We start from the raw sequence: 18,540 nt of genomic DNA, 5'->3' as shown, positions 1-18,540 counted from the left end.
TGACAGTCATCTGTGCGTGCCCTGTCAGGTTCCCCCGGCACAGTCGGTTCCGACACAGGAGGAGGATTTCATGACCTTGGCGATCCAGGCGGACGGCCTGGTGAAGCGGTTCGGGTCCACCACCGCGTTGAACGGGGTCGACCTGGAGGTGCCCACCGGCAAGGTGGTCGGCGTGCTCGGCCCGAACGGCGCCGGCAAGACCACGATGGTGCGGATCCTGGCCACCCTGGCGCGGCCGGACGCCGGGCACGCGACGGTCGGCGGCTACGACGTGGTGCGCGACGCGGTGCGGGTGCGCGGCCTGATCGGGCTGACCGGCCAGTACGCCTCGGTGGACGAGGACCTGTCCGGGACGGAGAACCTGGTGCTGCTGGGCCGCCTGCTCGGGCTGAGCCGGGCCGGCGCGAAGGCTCGCGCGGCCGAGCTGCTGGAGCAGTTCGAGCTGGGCGACGCCGCCGGGCGCGCCGCGAAAACGTACTCGGGTGGCATGCGGCGGCGGCTGGACCTGGCGGCCAGCCTGGTCGGGCGCCCGCAACTGCTCTACCTGGACGAGCCCACCACCGGGCTGGACCCGCACGCGCGCAACGAGGTGTGGCAGCTCGTGCGGCGGCTCGTGGACGACGGCGCGACGGTGCTGCTGACGACGCAGTACCTCGACGAGGCCGACCAGCTCGCCGACACGATCACGGTGATCGACCACGGCCGGGTCGTCGCGGAGGGCCGCCCGGACGAGCTCAAGCGCCGCGTGGGCGGGCAGACCATGCAGGTCCGGCCGAGCGCGCGAGGGGACTTCGAGGCGGTGGCGCGGATCCTGACCGAGCTGACCGGCGCCGAACCCGGCCGCGACCACGACGCCGGGCTGCTCACCGCGCCCGTGGGCGATCCGGTCCTGTTGTCCACAGTGGTCCGCAAACTGGACGAAGCCGGCATCACCGCCGACGAACTGGCACTGCGCCTGCCCAGCCTGGACGAGGTCTTCCTGGCGCTGACCGGGAAACCGGCCGAGGAGACCGCACCCGAAAGGAGCCTGGTGTGACCACCGCCGTTGCCGGCCCGCCCCGGCGGATCGGCCCGGGCACCGCCCTGCAGGACGGGTTCACGCTCGCCTGGCGGGGCGTGCTGAAGATCCGCAAGAACCCCGAGCAGCTGCTGGACGTGACCCTCCAGCCGATCCTGTTCCTGCTGATGTTCGGCTACCTGTTCGGCGGTGCGATCGCCGGCAGCACGAGCGCCTACCTGCAGGCACTGGTGCCCGGTCTGATGGTGCAGAACACGGTGTTCGCCAGCATGGCCACCGGCACCTCGCTCAACACCGACGTCGCGAAGGGCGTGTTCGACCGGTTCCGCAGCATGCCGATCGCGCGGTCGGCCCCGCTCGTCGGGGCGGTGCTGTCGGACGTGGTGCGCTACGCGGTGGCGCTCGCGGTGCTGCTGGTCACCGGCACGATCATGGGTTACCGGCTGCACGCCGGCCCGGGTGCGCTGCTGGTCGCCGTCGCGTTGATGCTGCTCGCCGGGTTGTGCTTCTGCTGGATCGCCGTCTTCGCCGGGATGCTCCTGCGCAGCCCGGGAGCCGTGCAGGGCGTGATGGTGGCGGTGATGATGCCGATCACCTTCGGCAGCAACGTGTTCGTCCCGTCCGGGACGATGCCCGGCTGGCTGCGGGCGTGGTCGGAGGTCAGTCCGGTCAGCCTGCTCACCGAGACGATGCGCGGGCTGCTGGGCGGCGGCCCGGTCGCCGGGCCGCTGCTGGGCGCGCTGGCCTGGCTGGCCGGGATCGTGGTGGTGTTCTTCCCGCTCGCGATGCGTGCCTACCGGAACCGGGTGGCCTGACCGCCCGCGACGGGTCTCCGCCGGGGCTGGGGGTCGGCGGAGGCCCGTCAGCGCAGCCGGTCGGCCACCGCGTCCTCGAGCGCCTCGACCGCGCGGTCGCTGGGCAGCTCCGCGCCGCGCCGGTAGGCGGACTCGTAGCCGTCCATGCCGAGTTCCTCGCGAAGCTCGGCGACCACCGCGCGCAGCTCCGGGTCCCCGTCGTCGAACGCGCCGCGGATCGCCGCGGTCAGCCCGAGCACCCAGGCGGCACGCTCGAAATCGCGGTCGGCGTGGCACAGCCGGGCGACCACGGTGGCCGCGCGCGCCACGTCCGGCAGGTCCCGGCGCCGCCTCGACGAGCGCAACGGCTCCGGCAGCAACCGCCACGCCTCGGCGGTGCGGCCCTCGCTCGCCAGCAGCGATGCCCCGGAGACCGCGAGCAGTTCCGCCGCCATCTCCGCCGGGAACGCGACCCGGTGCCCGTTGGCCGCCAGCCAGGCGTGTGCCGCGCGCGCCACGTCGAGCTTTCCGCACCGGCGGGCCACCTCGAGCTTCCGGAACGCGATCATCGCCTGCCGGTCGATCTTGTCACCCGCCAGCCGCTCCGCCTCGGTGAGATCCCGCCACGCCGCGTCGGCGTCCCCGGCCCGCGCCCGCTCCTCCGCGAGCCGGGTCAGCTGCTGCACCGCGTCGTCGGCCGAGGACAGTTCGCGGGCTATCCGCAGCCCTTCCTCGAACCCCGCGATCGCTGCCAGGTGGTCACCGCGCAGCGAATGCGCTTCCGCCTGCATCGCCACGGTCATCGCGGTTCCCCACCGGTCACCGCACTCGCGGAACCCGGCCAGTCCCCGGTCGCGGGCGCGGGCACCCCGCTCACGATCGCCCTGCTGGTCCGCCAGGAACCCCTCCACCCAGCTCGCGCACGCGATCGTCCACGGATCGCCGCTGCGCCGCGCCCGGGCCAGTTCGCGTTCGGCCAGCTCCCGGTGCCCGCCGAGGTAGCAGCTCATCGGCAGGGCCAGCGCCAGCATCGGGTACCGCTCCACCGCACCGCTGCGCACGCACTCCTCGACCAGGTCGGGCAGGTCGTCGCGCCGGATAGCGGGCATGCTCGTCATCAGCGTGTGCATGATCGTGATGCACGCGTGCGCGTCCGCGGGCAGGCCCGGCAGCCGCAGCACCTCCTCCAGCAGGGGCGCCGGCTCGGCGTTGAAACCGCGGATCACCCAGTACCACTGGGTGGCGAGGATCAGCCGCGCCGCGGTCTCCGAGTCCCCTTCGTCGAGGGCGCGGCGCAGCGCGGACATGATGTTGTCGTACTCGGCGCCGAACGTCTCGAGCGCGCGGACCTGCTCGTGCGCGCGGAGTTTCGGCTCGTTCTCCTCCGCCAGCGCGAGGAAGTACCCGGCGAAGCGCCGCGTCACCGCCACCCGTTCCCCAGCCTCGTCGAGCCGCTCGGCGCCGTACGCGCGGAGGGTCTCCAGCATCCGGTACCGCGGCTCACCGGCCGTCGCGACCGCGTCCACGATGGACTTCTCGACCAGTGATCCGAGCACGTACAGCACGTCCTCGGCCGGCAGCAGCTCGTCGGCGCACACGGCCTCGGCCGAGGCGACCGTGGCGCCACCGGCGAACATCGACAACCGCCGGGCCAGGATCCGCTCCGGCTTCTCCAGCAGGTCCCAGCTCCACTCGACCACCGCCCGCAGCGTGCGCTGACGCGGCATCGCCGTGCGGCTGCCGGAGTTCAGCAGCCGGAAGCGGTCGTCCAGGCGGCGCGCGATCTGCTCCGCGGTCATCGACCGCAGCCGGGCGGCGGCCAGCTCCAGTGCGAGCGGCATCCCGTCCAGGCGCTCGCAGATCTCCGTCACCGCATCCGCGGTGGACCCCGCCGGCGTGAAACCCGGGCGCACCGCGACGGCCCGTTCGGTGAACAACCGCACCGCCTCGGCGACCTCCAGCGGGCCGACCTGGCACAACGCCTCGCCCGTGATCGCGAGCGGTTCCCGGCTGGTGGCGAGGATGCGCAACCCGGGCACGCGGGCGAGCAGCTGGAACGCCACCTCCGCCACCGTTTCCACGACGTGCTCGCAGTTGTCCAGCACCAGCAACGCGTCACCGCCGTCCAGCCGCGCCACGATCTGGGCCATCGCGTCCACCGGCACGCGCGGCGCGCTGGTCACCCGGAAGTCCAGCGGCCCCAATGCGCCGAGGATCGCCGCCGGCACGTCTCCGGCGTCCCGCACACCCGCGAGCGCGACGAACCACACGCGCCCGGGGCCGTGTGCCGGATCGCGCTCCGCCGCCTCGGTCGCCAGACGGGTCTTGCCCGCGCCACCGGGGCCGACGAGGGTGACGAGCCGCGCGGACGACAACGCCCGCGCCACCCGGTCCAGCTCGCGTTCGCGGCCGACGAAGCTGGTCAGCCGCACCGGCAGGGTGGACTCGGCACGCGGTGGTGTCACCTCGCCGCGCAGGACCTTCAGGTGCGTCTCGCTGAGCTCGGCGGACGGGTCGACGCCCAGCTCCTCGGCGAGCGTGGCGCGGATCCGGTCGAAGACGGCCAGCGCGTCGGCCTGTCGCCCGCTCGCCGCCAGCGCGCGCATGCGCAGTGCGGCGAGCCGTTCCCGCATCGGATGCGCGTCCGCGGCCGCCTTCAGGTCGGCGAGCACCTCGGCGTGGCGGCCGAGGGCCAGCTCGGCCTCGAACCGGTCCTCCCGGGCCGCGAGGCGCAGGTCGTCCAGCCGGGTGACCGGCGCCTGCGCGAACGGGGCGTCGCGCACGCCGGTCAGTGCCTCCCCGCGCCACAACGCCAGGGCCTCGGCGAGAACCGCGGCAGCCTCCGCGTGCCGGCCGGCCGCCAGTTCGCGGCGCCCGCGCCCGGCGAGTTCCTCGAAGCGGTGGGTGTCGACCTCGGCGTCCAGCGTGTAGCCGCCGGGCGAGGAGCGGACCGTGCCCGCGCCGCCCAGCGCCCGGCGCAGCCGCGAGACCAGGGACTGTAGTGCGTTGCCGGCGTCCGCGGGTGGGTCGGCGCCCCACAGGCCGTCGATGAGCGCGCCGGTACCGACCGCGCGGCCGGGATCGAGCGCGAGCCGGGCGAGGAGCATGCGCAGCCGGGCGCCGCCGATGTCGATCGGCGTGCCGTCGTCCGCCTGGGCCCGCACCGGGCCGAGCAGTGCCACCCGCACGGGTACCACTGTTCCAGATCGCGGCGCGGCCTCACTGGTCCCGGACATACGAGTGCCCCCAGGGAAGTCCCTGGGGGCACTCGCGCGATCGGCTGGTCGATCAGCGCTCGCCTTCGGCGTCGTCCTCGTGGCCCGCGCCGATGCTCACCGGCGGGGCGTCGGGGACCTCGGCCGGCTTCGGCTCGCCGCGGAAGACGAAGCGCGCCTCGTCGTCGCGGTCCTCCGGGTTGCCGCTCCAGCCCTCGACGTCGACGATCACGATCTGACCCGGCTCGATCTCGCCGAACAGGATCTTCTCGGACAGCTGGTCCTCGATCTCCCGCTGGATGGTCCGGCGCAGCGGACGGGCACCGAGCACCGGGTCGAAGCCGCGCTTCGCGAGCAGCGCCTTCGCCTTGTCGGTCAGCTCGATGGCCATGTCCTTGGCCTTCAGCTGGGTCTCCACCCGCGTCACCATCAGGTCGACCATCTCGATGATCTGCTCCTGGGTGAGCTGGTGGAAGACGATGATGTCGTCGATCCGGTTCAGGAACTCCGGCCGGAAGTGCTTCTTCATCTCCTCGTTGACCTTCTGCTTCATCTTCTCGTAGCGCGATCCCTCGTCGCCACCGGAAGAGAAGCCCAGGCTGACGGTCTTGGAGATGTCCGACGTGCCCAGGTTCGAGGTGAAGATCAGCACCGTGTTCTTGAAGTCGACCGTGCGGCCCTGACCGTCGGTGAGGCGGCCGTCCTCGAGGACCTGCAACAGGGTGTTGTAGATCTCCTGGTGGGCCTTCTCGATCTCGTCGAACAGGACCACCGAGAACGGCTTGCGGCGCACCTTCTCGGTGAGCTGGCCGCCCTCCTCGTAGCCGACGTACCCCGGAGGGGCACCGAACAGCCGCGAGGCGGTGTAGCGGTCGTGGAACTCGCCCATGTCGATCTGGATCAGGGCGTCGTCCTCGCCGAACAGGAACTCGGCCAGCGCCTTGGACAGCTCGGTCTTACCGACACCGGACGGGCCGGCGAAGATGAACGAGCCGGACGGGCGCTTCGGGTCCTTCAGGCCGGCACGGGTGCGGCGGATCGCCTGGGAGACGGCCCGGACGGCGTCCTCCTGGCCGATGATCCGCTTGTGCAGCTCGTCCTCCATGCGGAGCAGACGCGTGGTCTCCTCCTCGGTGAGCTTGAACACCGGGATGCCGGTCCAGTTGGCGAGGACCTCGGCGATCTGCTCGTCGTCAACCTCGGCGACGACGTCCAGGTCACCGTCCTTCCACTGCTTCTCCCGCTCGGACTTCTGCGCGAGCAGGTTCTTCTCCTCGTCACGCAGCCGCGCGGCGCGCTCGAAGTCCTGCGCGTCGATCGCGGACTCCTTGTCGCGGCGGACCTTGGCGATCTTCTCGTCGAACTCGCGCAGGTCCGGCGGAGCCGTCATGCGGCGGATGCGCATGCGGGCACCGGCCTCGTCGATCAGGTCGATCGCCTTGTCCGGCAGGAACCGGTCGTTGATGTACCGGTCGGCCAGGGTGGCCGCGGCGACCAGCGCGGAGTCGGTGATCGACACCCGGTGGTGCGCCTCGTAGCGGTCCCGCAGGCCCTTGAGGATCTCGATGGTGTGCTCGAGCGAGGGCTCGCCGACCTGGATCGGCTGGAAGCGGCGCTCCAGCGCGGCGTCCTTCTCGATGTACTTGCGGTACTCCTCGAGCGTGGTGGCGCCGATGGTCTGCAGCTCGCCACGGGCCAGCATCGGCTTGAGGATCGACGCGGCGTCGATCGCACCCTCGGCGGCACCCGCGCCGACGAGCGTGTGCAGCTCGTCGATGAACAGGATGATGTCGCCGCGCGTCTTGATCTCCTTGAGCACCTTCTTCAGGCGCTCTTCGAAGTCACCGCGGTAGCGGGAACCGGCGACCAGGGAGCCCAGGTCGAGCGTGTAGAGCTGCTTGTCCTTGAGCGTCTCGGGCACCTCGCCCTTGACGATGTTCTGGGCCAGGCCCTCGACGACGGCGGTCTTGCCGACGCCGGGCTCGCCGATCAGCACCGGGTTGTTCTTGGTGCGGCGGGACAGCACCTGCATGACCCGCTCGATCTCCTTGCCGCGCCCGATCACCGGGTCCAGCTTGCCCTCACGCGCCGACTGGGTGAGGTTGCGGCCGAACTGGTCGAGCACCAGCGACGACGACGGGGTGCCCTCGCCACGGCCGGCGCCGGCCTCGGCCGGCTCCTTGCCCTGGTAGCCGGACAGCAGCTGCAGCACCTGCTGGCGCACCCGGTTGAGGTCCGCGCCGAGCTTGACGAGCACCTGCGCGGCGACGCCCTCGCCCTCGCGGATCAGGCCGAGCAGGATGTGCTCGGTGCCGATGTAGTTGTGGCCGAGCTGCAGCGCCTCGCGCAGCGACAGCTCGAGCACCTTCTTGGCACGCGGGGTGAACGGGATGTGCCCGCTCGGCGCCTGCTGGCCCTGGCCGATGATCTCCTCGACCTGCTGACGGACGCCTTCCAGCGCGATACCCAACGATTCGAGCGCCTTGGCGGCGACACCCTCACCCTCGTGGATCAGGCCCAGGAGGATGTGCTCGGTGCCGATGTAGTTGTGGTTGAGCATCCGGGCCTCTTCCTGGGCCAGGACGACCACCCGCCTCGCGCGGTCGGTGAACCTCTCGAACATTCCCACTCCCTCGACTGCTGCGCCGGCGGTGAGCACCCATCACGTGGCGATGGATTCAGCACCGTGAGTCCACTGTAGTAGCCAGGCGGTCCCGCCGGACTACCACTGGGGCGGATTAGGTCACAGCTGGTGTAGACGCCGGACGTGCCCGGCGATGAGTCTGCGCTGGTCGCTGACGTAAGAGTCCAACGCACGGCTTCTCCCGGCGATTCCACGGGCCCGGGTTTGTCCGCTCACCGCGAACACCCCGGCGGGTACCGGAACTGGCGCGCGCGGCCGCGACGAGTAAGGTAAGGCGAACCTAATTACCCGGATGGAGCAGGGAGGTCCGCCATCGACACGGCCCTGAAGGCGGTGGGTGCGCCGGATGCCCTCGGCGCGTCGATCACCCGGGTGGCCGCCCGCCAGGACCGCTTGGAGCTGCGCACCGACGTGCCGGCGACGGGTACCTGGCAGCGCTGCAGCGATCTGCTGGACGACCCGGCGCGGTTCGACGTGTGGCGCAAGCTGCTCGGCGACTGGCTGCGGGCGCAGTTCGGCCAAGCACCCGAGCGGACGACGGCCGGGTTCGTCATGTCGTGGTACCTGCACGTGCCCGCGTTCACCGCTGCGTTGCTGCTCCATCACGAACGGCGAGTACCCACGCTGCGGCCGGGTGAACTCGCGTTCCGGCTGTGCGCGGACCGCCCGCACCCGGAAGGCGTGGCGGTGCTGGGCGAGCAGTTCTACTGCCTGCCCGGCGACCCGGGGGCCGGCCTGCCCCAGGCGACCGTGGTGGCCGACGAGCGGGCACTGGCCGCGGTGCTGCGCGCCAGGTACACGGCGCACGCGGCGCGGTTCGTGCAGGCGTACGCGCCGGTGAGCCGGCTGGGGCGGCGCACGCTCTGGGCCGCGGCGACGGACGCCCTGGACAGCACGTTGTGGTGGTCCGGGTCGTACGCCGGCGACGAGGACGCCGGCGTCGCCGACGCCCGCCTGGTGCTCGACGAGCACCACCCGCCGCTCACCGCATCCAGCCGGCTGCGGCGGTCGGAACAGGGGTGGGCCCGGCGGCGGGAGAGCTGCTGCTTCTCCTACCTGCTCCCGGAGCAGCCGCTGTGCGACGGCTGCCCCCGCACCTGCCGCCGGTGACCTCCGCAACATTCCCCGCTGCCGCCGTGGGCACTCACGACCGGCGGGCCGTCACGCGCCGGGCCGCTGCCAGGCCGGATCCCGGCCGGTGAGGGCCAGCACGCGGTCCAGCACCGGCGCGTCGGCAGGGCAGGGCACCGCGGGGCCGAAGACCTTCATCTCCCGTGCCTGATCGGCCAACCCCTGGGCGGAGGTGAACAGCGCCTCCGCCACGTCCGCGTCGACCACCGGCGACTGCCCGGTCGCCCGCGCCAGGTCCCAGCCGTGCACCACCCACTCGGTCAGCACCATTTCGGCGATCATCCGCGCCGGCATCTCCGCCGAGCCGAACTTCGTCGTCCCCGCCAGCGCTCCCGGTCGCCCGCAGGCGTCCACAAGATCATCCACAAGGGTGCACAGATCACCCAGCCAGTCACCGCGGGTGAGGTCCGCGTCCCGCTCTCCCCCGACCGCGGCGGGCGCCGGCTCCCGCCGCAGGGCCGCCGCGAGCCACGGCCCCCAATGAAGAAGGTGGTTGAGCAGGGCACGCACGTCGTATTCGGTGCACGGCGTGCGGTTGCCGAGTTGCCCGGGTTCGACGGCGCGGAGCAGGCGGGTGAACTCGCGCGCCGCGCGGTCGAGCATCGATCGAAGGTCCGTCATGCCCCCATTCAGCCGAATCGCGCCACCGATGTCTTGAACAAAGGCGACAGGTACTCACGAATGACCACCAGGATAGAACTGCGTTCAACCGCGACGCGCCGTGAAAAAAGCCGCCGGGAATCCCCGGCGGCCCTTCCACGCCCCTCATTGCCCGAGCTCAGTTCTTCTTGTGGTAGGCCTCCACCACCTCGGACGGGATACGGCCGCGGTCGGAAACCTGGAAGCCGTTCTTCCGTGCCCAGGCGCGAATTGCCTGGTTCTGCTCGCGATCGACCGAGGCGGGCCGGCCGGGCGCCTTACCCGCCGGCGGGCGGCCCGCCGAGCCGCGCTTGCGGCCACCGGCACGCCGCGCGTGCTCGACGTACTGGGCCAGCGCGTCACGGAGCTCTTCGGCGTTTTCCGCCGAGAGGTCGATCTGGTACGAGATGCCGTCAAGTCCGAACTCGACGGTCTCGTCCGCCTCCGAGCCGTCGATGTCGTCGATGAGCGACACCAGCACCTTCTGTGCCATGTGTTTCCTCCCGTTTGGGCCAGCCGCGAATGATCGGGCAGGGGCAGGCGCCCTGACCAGAACCCAATGACTAGGACATTAATACCTGGAATCAGGGCGGCACGCAAATCGCCTTACCGATACCGCACCCGGTGTGTTGCGTAACTATTCGGGCCGCACCAGCGGGAAGAGGATCGTCTCCCGGATGCCGAGACCGGTGAGCGCCATCAGCAGGCGATCGACGCCCATTCCGACGCCACCACTCGGTGGCATTCCGTACTCGAGCGCACGCAGGAAATCCTCGTCCAGGCGCATCGCTTCACTATCGCCGGCTGCGGCGCGGCGGGCCTGGTCCACCAATCTTTCCCGCTCGATCACCGGATCGACGAGCTCGGAGTACCCGGTGGCCAACTCGAATCCGCGGACGTAGAGGTCCCACTTCTCGGCCACCCCGGGCTTGCTGCGGTGCTGGCGGGTCAGCGGCGAGGTTTCGATCGGGAAATCCCGCACGAAAGTCGGGGCGTGCAGGTGGTCGCCCACGAGGTGCTCCCACAGTTCCTCGACCAGCTTCCCGTGGCCCAGTTTCGGGTCGACCTCCAGACCACGGGCCTCGGCGAACCCGCGCAGCTTTTCCGCCGGGGTCTGCGGCGTGACCTCCTCGCCCAGCGCGTCCGACAACGAGTCGTACATGCTCAGCGACGTCCACTCGCCGGACAGGTCGTAGGTGCTGCCGTCGGCCAGCGTGACCTCCAGGCTCCCGAAAACCGCCTGCGCGGCTTCCTGGATGAGCTCACGGGTCATCACCGCGTTGGTGTCGTATGTGGCGTACGCCTCGTAGTACTCCAACATCGCGAATTCCGGCGAATGCGAGGAGTCGCTGCCCTCGTTGCGGAAGTTCCGGTTGATCTCGAAGACCTTCTCGATCCCGCCCACCACGCAGCGCTTCAGGAACAGCTCCGGCGCGATCCGCAGATACAGGTCGATGTCGAACGCGTTCGAATGGGTGACGAACGGGCGCGCCGAAGCCCCACCGTGGAGGGTCTGCAGCATCGGCGTTTCCACCTCGGTGAAACCGCGCCGGTGGAAGGATTCCCGCAGCGAGCGCACCACGGCCGCGCGCGTGCGCACCACATCGCGCGCCTGCTCGCGCAGGATCAGGTCGACATAACGCTGCCGGACACGTGTCTCCTCGGCCAGGTCCTTGTGCGCGACCGGGAGCGGGCGCAACGCCTTCGCGGCCATGCGCCATTCGTCGGCCATCACGGAGAGCTCACCGCGCTTGGAGGTGATGACCTCGCCGCGGACGAACACGTGGTCGCCGAGGTCGACATCGCCCTTCCACGCGGCCAGGGCCTCCTCGCCGACCTTCGCCAGGCTGATCATGGCCTGCAGTTCGGTGCCGTCACCGCCGCGCAGCGTGGCGAAGCACAGCTTGCCGGTGTTGCGCAGGTACATCACGCGCCCGGTCACGCCGACGATCTCGCCGGTCGCGGTGTCCGGCGGCAGGTCCGGGTGCGCCGCGCGCACCTGCGCGAGCGTGTGGGTGCGCGGCACCTCCACCGGGTACGGCTCCACACCCTCCGCGAGCAGGCGATCGCGCTTGGCCCGCCGGACCCGCATCTGTTCGGGCAGGTCGTCAGCGGGCACGGGGCGATCCGGGGAGGGGGAATCCGTCATGCGCACAGGGTACGAACCCCGCTTCCGGCTGGGCCAACCGGATTACCTGTATCGGCCGGTCGAGATCACCGATAGCATCGCGCGGGTGGGCGAAGCCACTTCCGCGGCGGAACGTGACCTCTGGAACCGGCGCTCCCGCTCATTCGGGGGACGGGCCGCGGACTACGCGCGGCACCGTCCGGACTACCCGCTCGACGCGCTGCATTGGGCATTGCCACCGCGGGCCGCCGAAGTGGTGGATCTCGGCGCGGGCACCGGAAAGCTCACCGGCGGACTGCGCGCGCTCGGCCTCCGGGTCACGGCCGTGGAACCGGACCCGGAGATGCGAGCCGAATTCGGCCGGCACCACCCGGACGTGCCGATCCTGGACGGCACGGCCGAACTGATTCCGCTGCCCGGTTCCAGCGTCGATGCGGTGCTCGCCGGTCAGGCGTTCCACTGGTTCGACGCCGAGGCCGCGCTCACCGAAATCGCGCGGGTGCTGCGTCCGGGCGGGGTGGTCGCCGGGCTGTGGAACGGCAACGACGAATCCGTCCCGTGGGTCGCCGAACTGGCGCGGGTCGCGGGCTTCGCCTCCCGCGCGCGGTCGGTAGCGAACCTGGTCGAGCACCCCGCGTTCGGCCCGGTCGAGGAAACCGCCTTTCCGCACGCCCACCGCCGCACGCCCGAAAGCCTGGTCGAAACGATTTCCACGCACTCGTACCTGCTCGTCGCCGATGCGGCCGAGCGCGCCGCGGCCCGGGCCCGGATGCTGGATTTCCTGCGCACCCACCCGGCCACCACCGGCGGCGAATTCGACCTGCCGCTCGTCACCACCGTCCGGCGGGCGGTACGCCGCGACGCGGGCCGCTCCCGGAACACGCCCTAACGCGTCTGCCGTTCGAAGGCGAGCCGCAGGCCGAGCAGGGTCAGATCCGGCACGTGCTCGGTGATCGTCTCCGACTCGCCGATCACCAGCGGCGCGAGCCCGCCGGTACCGAGCACGGTGACCGGTTCGTGGGTGCGCGCGGTCAGTTCCCGCACGATCCGCCGCACCAGACCGTCGACCTGGCCGGCGAACCCGAACACGATGCCGGACTGCAAGCACTCCACCGTGTTCTTCCCGATCACCGACCGCGGCCGGGCGAGCTCGACCTTGCGCAGTGCCGCGGCCCGCGCGGCCAGCGCGTCCACCGAGATCTCGATGCCCGGCGCGAACGCGCCACCGAGGAACTCACCCTTCGCCGAGATCACGTCGACGTTGGTCGAGGTCCCGAAGTCGACCACCACGCAGGCGGTGCGGTAGAGGTGGTGCGCGGCGAGGGTGTTGACCAGCCGGTCCGCCCCCACCTCCCGCGGGTTGTCGACCAGCAGCGGGACGCCGGTGCGCACGCCGGGCTCGACGACCACCTTCGGCACCCGCGGGTAGTAGCGGCCGAGCATCACCCGCATCTCCCGCAGCACCGCCGGCACGGTCGACAGGGCGCTGATCCCCGTGATCGCGTCGGCGTGCGCGCCCAGCAGCCCGCGCATGGTCAGCGCCAGCTCGTCGGCGGTCATCTGCGCGTCGGTCCGCATGCGCCAGTCGCGGACCAGCTTCGCCGTGTCCCCCCGGCCCTCGTAGAGGCCGAGCACGATGTTCGTGTTGCCGACGTCGATCGCCAGGAGCACCGCGGCTCAGCTCTCGGCGTGCAGCAGCGCGTCGAGGCGCGCCGCGTCCACGGTCTCGGCGACCGGGAACGGGTTCTCCCGGTCCGGCGACCCGATCGGGATGCTGCCGCTGACCAGCCCCGAGCCCGCGGGTGCGTGGCCGGGATCGCTGCCGGAGTGCTTGATGCGGTTCTCGTCGTCGACGAAAACGATCCGCGGCCGGTAGGTGGCCGCCTCGGCGTTGTCCATCTGCCCGTAGGCGATCATGATCACCAGGTCGCCCGGGTGGACGAGGTGGGCGGCCGCGCCGTTGATGCCGATGACGCCGCTGTCCCGCTCGCCGGGGATCACGTAGGTCTCCAGGCGCGCGCCGTTCGTCACGTCCACAATGGACACTAGTTCGCCGGGCAGCAGGTCGGCCGCCTCCATCAGCGTCTCGTCGATCGTGACCGACCCGACGTAGTGCAGGTTGGCCTGGGTGACCGTCGCGCGATGGATCTTCGACTTCAGCATCGTGCGGTACATGGTTATCTCTCTTCCTCCGACGCGCCCAGCACCACCGGGACGTTGTCGATCAGCCGGGTCCGCCCGACGCGGGCGGCGATCAGCAACCGTGCTTCCCCATCGACGGGTGCGGGACCGAGATCGGTTCCGCGCAACTCGAGATAATCGACGGCGACCTCGGGACGGGCGGCCAGCGTGTCCCGCGCCGCCGCGAGCACCGCCTCCGCCCCGCGCGGCCCGGCGTGCCCGCCCGCGGCCAGCGCCGCCGACAGCACCACGGCCGATTCCCGCTGTTCGGGCGCGAGGTAGACGTTGCGGGAGGACAACGCCAGCCCGTCGGTCTCCCGGACGGTCGGCACCCCGATCACGCGGACGTCGAGATCGAGGTCACGCACCATCCGCTTGATCAGGACCAGCTGCTGGTAGTCCTTCTCGCCGAAGAACGCGTAGTCGGGCGTGACGATGTTGAACAGCTTCGCCACCACCGTCAGCACCCCGGCGAAGTGCCCGGGGCGGTGGGCGCCCTCCAGCTCGTCGCCGAGCGGACCCGGGTGCAGGGTCACCGCGTGGCCCTCGGCGTACAGGTCGCCGACCTTCGGCACGAACGCGATCTCCACGCCGTCCTCGGCGAGGATCGCCAGGTCCCGCTCCAGGGGGCGCGGGTACGCGTCGAAGTCCTCACCCTCACCGAACTGCAACGGGTTCACGAAGATCGACACCGCCACGACGGTGTTCGGCAGCCGCTTGGCGCGGCGGACGAGCTCACGGTGCCCGGCGTGCAGGGCGCCCATCGTGGGCACCAGCGCGACCTTGCGGCCGACCGAGCGGAGCGCGGCGGTGACCCGGTGGACGTCGCCGGGCGTCTGGAACGTGTTCAGCCGCCCGCGGCTGAATTTGGGTGTGGTCACGGGTTTCCCGGCCCTTCCAGGAGTTCGGTGATGTCGGCGGCGGCACCGGCGTCGAGCAGGCCGGCCGCTTCCGCGCGCCGCGCGGTGCGCCGCGCGAGTGCGGTGTAGGCGGGCACGATCGCGGGCTCGGTGGCTTCGAGCACCTCGAGGTGCGTGCGCAGCGTACCGGTGTCGCCGCGGGCGACCGGACCGGTCAGGGCGCGGTCGCCGTGGCGCAGCGCGTTGTCCAGCGCGGCGGACAACAGTGGGCCGAGCATGCGCTCGGCGTTGGCGATTCCCGCGCTCCGCAACAGGTCCACGCAGTCGTCGACCAGGGTGATCAGGTGGTTGGCGCCGTGCGCGAGCGCCGCGTGGTAGAGCGGCCGGGCGGCTTCCGGCACGCGCACCGGCTCCGCGCCCATCTCCACCGTCAGCGCCTCGCCGACGTTCCACGCCGCCTCGTCGCCGGCCTCGGCGGTGACGCCCACGCTGCACGCGGTCAGCCGGTCCAGATCCTCGGAGCGGCCGGTGAACGTCATCACCGGGTGCAGGGCCAGCGGCAGCGCACCGGCTTCCGCCGCGGGCGCGAGCACGTCGAGACCGTGCGCGCCGGAGGTGTGCACGACGATCTGACCCGGCCGCCAGGATCCGGTGGCGGCCAGCCCGCGGACCAGGCCGGCGAGCTCGTCGTCGGGTACCGCGAGCAGCACGAGATCGGTGGAGGTGGCGACCTGGTCCGGCGGTGCCAGCGGGACGCCGGGCAGCATGCGCTCGGCACGGGCCTGGGAGGCGGCGGAGATACCGGAGGCGGCGACCACGGTGTGCCCTGCGCGGGCCAGCGCGGCGCCGACGACGCTGCCCACGCGGCCGGCGGAGATCACTCCGACGCCGAGCCGGGCGGGCCGGCTCACGGCGTGCCCCTGTGGACGCTCATGGCAGCAGAACTCCTCAGCTCGTTCCAGTCCCGCTCCGCTCGCAGGTACCGGACGACGGGGCGAGGGTAGCTCGCGGGTACGCCACCGGTCGGGCGCAGGTGACCAGCTTCACCCGACCCGGTTCACCGGGAGTGCTCACCCTCACCCGCCAGCCGCACCGCGTCGGCGCGGGAACTGCGCAGCGTGGCGAGCAGTTCCCGCTTGCGCTGCTCGTGGTCCGGGGTGCCCGCGCGGCGGCGCAGGAAGGCGAGTTCAGTCACGCTCGCCTGGTACCGGGCGACGGCTTTCGCCGCGGCCCGCCCGGACTGTTGCCGGGCCTCGCGGCGCCACTCGCGACGGCCGGCGAGCGTGGACAGCAACTCGACCTCCGACGGCGCGATGAGCCGCGCCTGCACCATCGCGGGCAGTGCGGCGGTGACGATTCGTTGTTCGCGCCGGCGTTGCAGGAGGATGAGCAGCACGACCGCGACGAACAGCGGAACCATGATCAGGAAGTAGACGTTGAGGAACGTCTTCGCGCCGCCGAGGACCGCCGCCCCGTTCCACAGGGCGTGCAGCAGGACGGCGGCGAGGTAACCGCCGAGCGGAGCGAGGATCTTGACCGTCCGGTTGTCGGCCCGGGCGGCGTAGCCGAGACCGATGCCGGTCAGCGCGGCGAACAGCGGGTGGGTGAACGGCGACATCACGCCGCGCAGCACGAACGCGGCGACCACCCCGGTGCTGGTGGCGTCGCCGAAGCCGTAGTCGGCGAAGGCGCGGCCGAAGTAGTAGATGTTCTCGGAGAAGGCGAATCCGGCGGCGGTGAACCCGGCGTAGACGATGCCGTCGATGATCCCGTCGAACTCGTCGGCGCGCCGCAGCAGCACGACGAGCACGAACGACGCCTTCGCGGCTTCCTCGACGAGCGGGGCGGACAGGAGCGCGCTGAGTTTGCTGCCGCGTCCCTCGCCGAGCAGCAGGTCGCCGACCGTTTCGGCGGTGTTGTTGATCAGCAGGGCGGTGATCGCGGCAAGGCAGGCGCCCCAGAAGAAGGCGACGAGCAGCAACTTCGCCGGCTCCGGTTCCCAGCGGTCGACCCACAGGATGGCGGCCACGACGACCGCGACCGGAACCAGCGCCGCGGCGACGCCGATGGCCACCGCGAGCGGGCCCACCTGCGCCGTGACCACGCCGAGCACGGTGAGGCCGCACGCGGCCAGCACGACGAGGCCGAGCACGGGCAGGAGCACGGTGAGCCTGCGAGGGGGTGCCGTCACAGCCGGGCACTTTACGGTGACCGGTCGACCGGGCGAGCGCCTGTCCGGCGTCCGGACGATCATCGCGTTTCACGACGGAGGCTGCCCGGACGGGCAACCGGCGGGGTGTCAGTCCTCGGCGCGGCGGCGGCGTCGCGGAGTCGCCGTCTTGCCGTTGGCGGCCAGCAGTTCGCTCACCGAGCGCCCCGCGGAGTGCGAGCCGGTGTCCTCGTCCACCACGGCGCGGCGGCCGGCTCGCGGATCATCCGCGTCGGGCTTCGCGCGGCGGCCGGTGGCCGTCCGGGACGGGGTTTCGCCATCCGAGCGGTGACGGCGGCCGGTCGGCTCCTCGGCCGCGCGGCCCGTCGTGGCTTCCGCGGAACGCCGGCCCGAGATGGCCGCGCCGGACCGGTACCCGCTGGAATCGGCCGACCGGCGGCCCGTGACCGCGGCGCCGGCCGTGGACCGGCGTGAGGCTGTCGCCCGTTCCTCCTCCGGCTCGTCGGCGATGCGCGGCGCTTCGCTCTCCACCGGTCGGCGACGGCGGCCGGTGGGCGCCTCGTCCTCCTCGGCCCGGCGACGGCGGCCACCCGGCCGGCCCTGCTGCGCCAGCTTCCGGACCTCGACCGGCAGGGTCTCGTTGATCGCGGGGTGGTCCTCCGGTACCGCCGGTTTCCCGGGTTCCGGCTCGTTCCGCGGCGGCTCCGCCCGGGAACCCTCGTCACGGGCGGCCTCGCCACGCGGCTGGGCGACCGACGGCTGCACCGGGCGCGTCACGCGCGTCGGGAACGCCGCGGACAGGTTGGCCGCCGGACGTTCCGCGCGCGGCGGGCGGTCCGGTTCGACGACCTTGGCGACCTCCGTCGGCTGCTCGACGCGCGGCAGTTCGCGCTTGACGGGCGCCGTGGCGGCGGGCGGGCGGGCGCGTTCCGGACGATTGGGCGCGGGACGGCTCGGCTCGACCGGCCGGGCCTGCGGGCGCTCCGGCTTCTTCGCCGCCGGTTGCACCCGGGTCCGTTCCGCGTCCACGGGTTCGGCGTTGACGACCCGGCGCGCGGGCAGGTCCAGCGACACCTCGGGCCGCCGCGGCTCCGGCGCGCTCGGCCGGCCACCGCTGCGCGCCGCCTCCTTCTCCCGCACGCGCTCGATGAATTCGGTGGGCCGGTCGGCACCCTCCCGCTTCGTGGCGGCGGCGATCTGCACCGGCTTGGCCGGGCCGGGCTCGACGACCCGCTGCTCCTCGCGCAGCGCCCGCATGCGGGTGGCCTGCGCGGTCAGCGCCACGCGCTCGAGCAGCACCTCGCCACCGAAGAGGTTCTGCAGGTTGTCCCGCAGGGACGCGATTTCCGCACGCAGGGCGTCCAGCTCGCTGCGCGACTCGGACTCGATGCGCTGCCGCGTCTCGGCTTCGACCTCCAGCTCGAACTCGCGCCGCGCGGCGATCTCGCGCTCGAGCTCCAGCTCGTAGACCTCCTGCGCCTGCGCGACCGCCTCCTCGGTGTCGGTCGCCTGGCGGCGGTACCGCACCGCGAGGAAAGCGCCGATCAGCGCCGCCCACAGCGCCGCGACGATCCCCAGCCGCATGAAGCGCACGTCGTCGGCCAGCACCAGCGGAATCGTGGCGCCGACCACGAGGACCAGGCCGATGAGAAACCACGGCCTGGTCACGACGCGGCCGCGCGTCTCGTCACCCTCGCCAGTCATGACCAACACCGTACCCGCTAGTTATCCGTCCGAGACCTAGTTGGTACTTCGAGCGG

General features: G+C 71.9%; 15 protein-coding genes. 4 read left to right on the top strand and 11 right to left on the bottom strand.

Annotated elements, in window-relative coordinates:
- Positions 1-70 precede the first annotated feature (70 nt).
- Positions 71-1,036, top strand: a complete 966-nt coding sequence (locus FHX45_RS18480; protein ID WP_167103359.1) for an ATP-binding cassette domain-containing protein — start codon at positions 71-73, stop codon at positions 1,034-1,036.
- Positions 1,033-1,833 (top strand): ABC transporter permease, encoded by an 801-nt coding sequence (locus tag FHX45_RS18475; protein ID WP_167103356.1) that lies wholly within the window; start codon positions 1,033-1,035, stop codon positions 1,831-1,833. Before FHX45_RS18480 ends, FHX45_RS18475 begins: the two co-directional genes overlap by 4 nt.
- Positions 1,834-1,880: 47 nt before the next feature.
- Here the strand turns inward: FHX45_RS18475 and FHX45_RS18470 are convergent, their stop codons facing one another.
- Complete coding sequence (locus FHX45_RS18470; RefSeq protein ID WP_167103353.1) at positions 1,881-5,000, bottom strand: BTAD domain-containing putative transcriptional regulator; 3,120 nt, start codon at positions 4,998-5,000, stop codon at positions 1,881-1,883.
- 100 nt (positions 5,001-5,100) lie between these two features.
- Entirely contained in the window at positions 5,101-7,650 is a 2,550-nt protein-coding gene (locus FHX45_RS18465; RefSeq protein WP_167103350.1) for an ATP-dependent Clp protease ATP-binding subunit, read from the bottom strand.
- A gap of 393 nt (positions 7,651-8,043) precedes the next feature.
- Here FHX45_RS18465 and FHX45_RS18460 point away from each other — a divergent pair, with 393 nt between their 5' ends.
- Positions 8,044-8,781, top strand: coding sequence for a (2Fe-2S)-binding protein (locus FHX45_RS18460; protein WP_167109169.1), 738 nt, complete (start codon positions 8,044-8,046; stop codon positions 8,779-8,781).
- Between the two features lie 51 nt (positions 8,782-8,832).
- Here the strand turns inward: FHX45_RS18460 and FHX45_RS18455 are convergent, their stop codons facing one another.
- The 3 genes from FHX45_RS18455 to lysS form a co-directional block, all read right to left on the bottom strand.
- Positions 8,833-9,423: a TIGR03086 family metal-binding protein gene (locus FHX45_RS18455; RefSeq protein WP_243869123.1), complete on the bottom strand. Its 591-nt coding sequence runs from the start codon at positions 9,421-9,423 to the stop codon at positions 8,833-8,835.
- 157 nt (positions 9,424-9,580) lie between these two features.
- Complete coding sequence (locus FHX45_RS18450; protein ID WP_167103347.1) at positions 9,581-9,934, bottom strand: histone-like nucleoid-structuring protein Lsr2; 354 nt, start codon at positions 9,932-9,934, stop codon at positions 9,581-9,583.
- Between the two features lie 144 nt (positions 9,935-10,078).
- Positions 10,079-11,590 carry a lysine--tRNA ligase gene (gene lysS, locus FHX45_RS18445; protein ID WP_167103344.1) on the bottom strand — a complete coding sequence of 504 codons (1,512 nt, stop codon included), beginning with the start codon at positions 11,588-11,590 and terminating at the stop codon, positions 10,079-10,081.
- 85 nt (positions 11,591-11,675) lie between these two features.
- Here lysS and FHX45_RS18440 point away from each other — a divergent pair, with 85 nt between their 5' ends.
- Positions 11,676-12,458, top strand: coding sequence for a methyltransferase domain-containing protein (locus FHX45_RS18440; RefSeq protein ID WP_167103341.1), 783 nt, complete (start codon positions 11,676-11,678; stop codon positions 12,456-12,458).
- On the opposite strand, the gene FHX45_RS18435 is transcribed toward FHX45_RS18440, so the two are convergent.
- The 6 genes from FHX45_RS18435 to FHX45_RS18410 all read right to left on the bottom strand — a co-directional run bounded on the left by FHX45_RS18435 (position 12,455) and on the right by FHX45_RS18410 (position 18,484).
- Positions 12,455-13,240 (bottom strand): type III pantothenate kinase, encoded by a 786-nt coding sequence (locus FHX45_RS18435; RefSeq protein ID WP_167103338.1) that lies wholly within the window; start codon positions 13,238-13,240, stop codon positions 12,455-12,457. The genes FHX45_RS18440 and FHX45_RS18435 overlap by 4 nt on opposite strands.
- Positions 13,241-13,246: 6 nt before the next feature.
- A complete protein-coding gene (gene panD / locus FHX45_RS18430; protein ID WP_167103335.1) occupies positions 13,247-13,744 on the bottom strand; it encodes an aspartate 1-decarboxylase in 498 nt (165 codons plus the stop codon).
- Between the two features lie 2 nt (positions 13,745-13,746).
- Positions 13,747-14,631: a pantoate--beta-alanine ligase gene (gene panC, locus FHX45_RS18425; RefSeq protein ID WP_167103332.1), complete on the bottom strand. Its 885-nt coding sequence runs from the start codon at positions 14,629-14,631 to the stop codon at positions 13,747-13,749.
- A complete protein-coding gene (locus FHX45_RS18420; RefSeq protein ID WP_208407260.1) occupies positions 14,628-15,572 on the bottom strand; it encodes a Rossmann-like and DUF2520 domain-containing protein in 945 nt (314 codons plus the stop codon). The genes panC and FHX45_RS18420 overlap by 4 nt, the downstream gene beginning before the upstream one ends.
- Positions 15,573-15,667: 95 nt before the next feature.
- Complete coding sequence (locus FHX45_RS18415) at positions 15,668-16,774, bottom strand: PrsW family glutamic-type intramembrane protease (RefSeq protein ID WP_167109165.1); 1,107 nt, start codon at positions 16,772-16,774, stop codon at positions 15,668-15,670.
- 135 nt (positions 16,775-16,909) lie between these two features.
- The gene (locus FHX45_RS18410) at positions 16,910-18,484 is read right to left on the bottom strand and encodes a DUF6779 domain-containing protein (protein WP_167103326.1); all 1,575 of its coding nucleotides are present in this window, start codon (positions 18,482-18,484) and stop codon (positions 16,910-16,912) included.
- Positions 18,485-18,540 lie beyond the last annotated feature (56 nt).

The sequence above is a fragment of the Amycolatopsis granulosa genome (assembly GCF_011758745.1).
Lineage (GTDB): Bacteria > Actinomycetota > Actinomycetes > Mycobacteriales > Pseudonocardiaceae > Amycolatopsis_E > Amycolatopsis_E granulosa.
Note: the sequence above shows the minus strand (reverse complement) of the source record. Positions and strands in the feature narration are given on the sequence as shown.

Excerpts from the sequence above, each read along its gene's own strand:
- FHX45_RS18480 (WP_167103359.1), top strand. The coding sequence starts at position 71 with ATGACCTTGGCGATCCAGGCGGACGGCCTGGTGAAGCGGTTCGGGTCC.
- FHX45_RS18465 (WP_167103350.1), bottom strand. The coding sequence starts at position 7,650 with ATGTTCGAGAGGTTCACCGACCGCGCGAGGCGGGTGGTCGTCCTGGCC.
- FHX45_RS18455 (WP_243869123.1), bottom strand. The coding sequence starts at position 9,423 with ATGACGGACCTTCGATCGATGCTCGACCGCGCGGCGCGCGAGTTCACC.
- FHX45_RS18450 (WP_167103347.1), bottom strand. The coding sequence starts at position 9,934 with ATGGCACAGAAGGTGCTGGTGTCGCTCATCGACGACATCGACGGCTCG.
- lysS (WP_167103344.1), bottom strand. The coding sequence starts at position 11,590 with ATGACGGATTCCCCCTCCCCGGATCGCCCCGTGCCCGCTGACGACCTG.
- panD (WP_167103335.1), bottom strand. The coding sequence starts at position 13,744 with ATGTACCGCACGATGCTGAAGTCGAAGATCCATCGCGCGACGGTCACC.
- FHX45_RS18410 (WP_167103326.1), bottom strand. The coding sequence starts at position 18,484 with ATGACTGGCGAGGGTGACGAGACGCGCGGCCGCGTCGTGACCAGGCCG.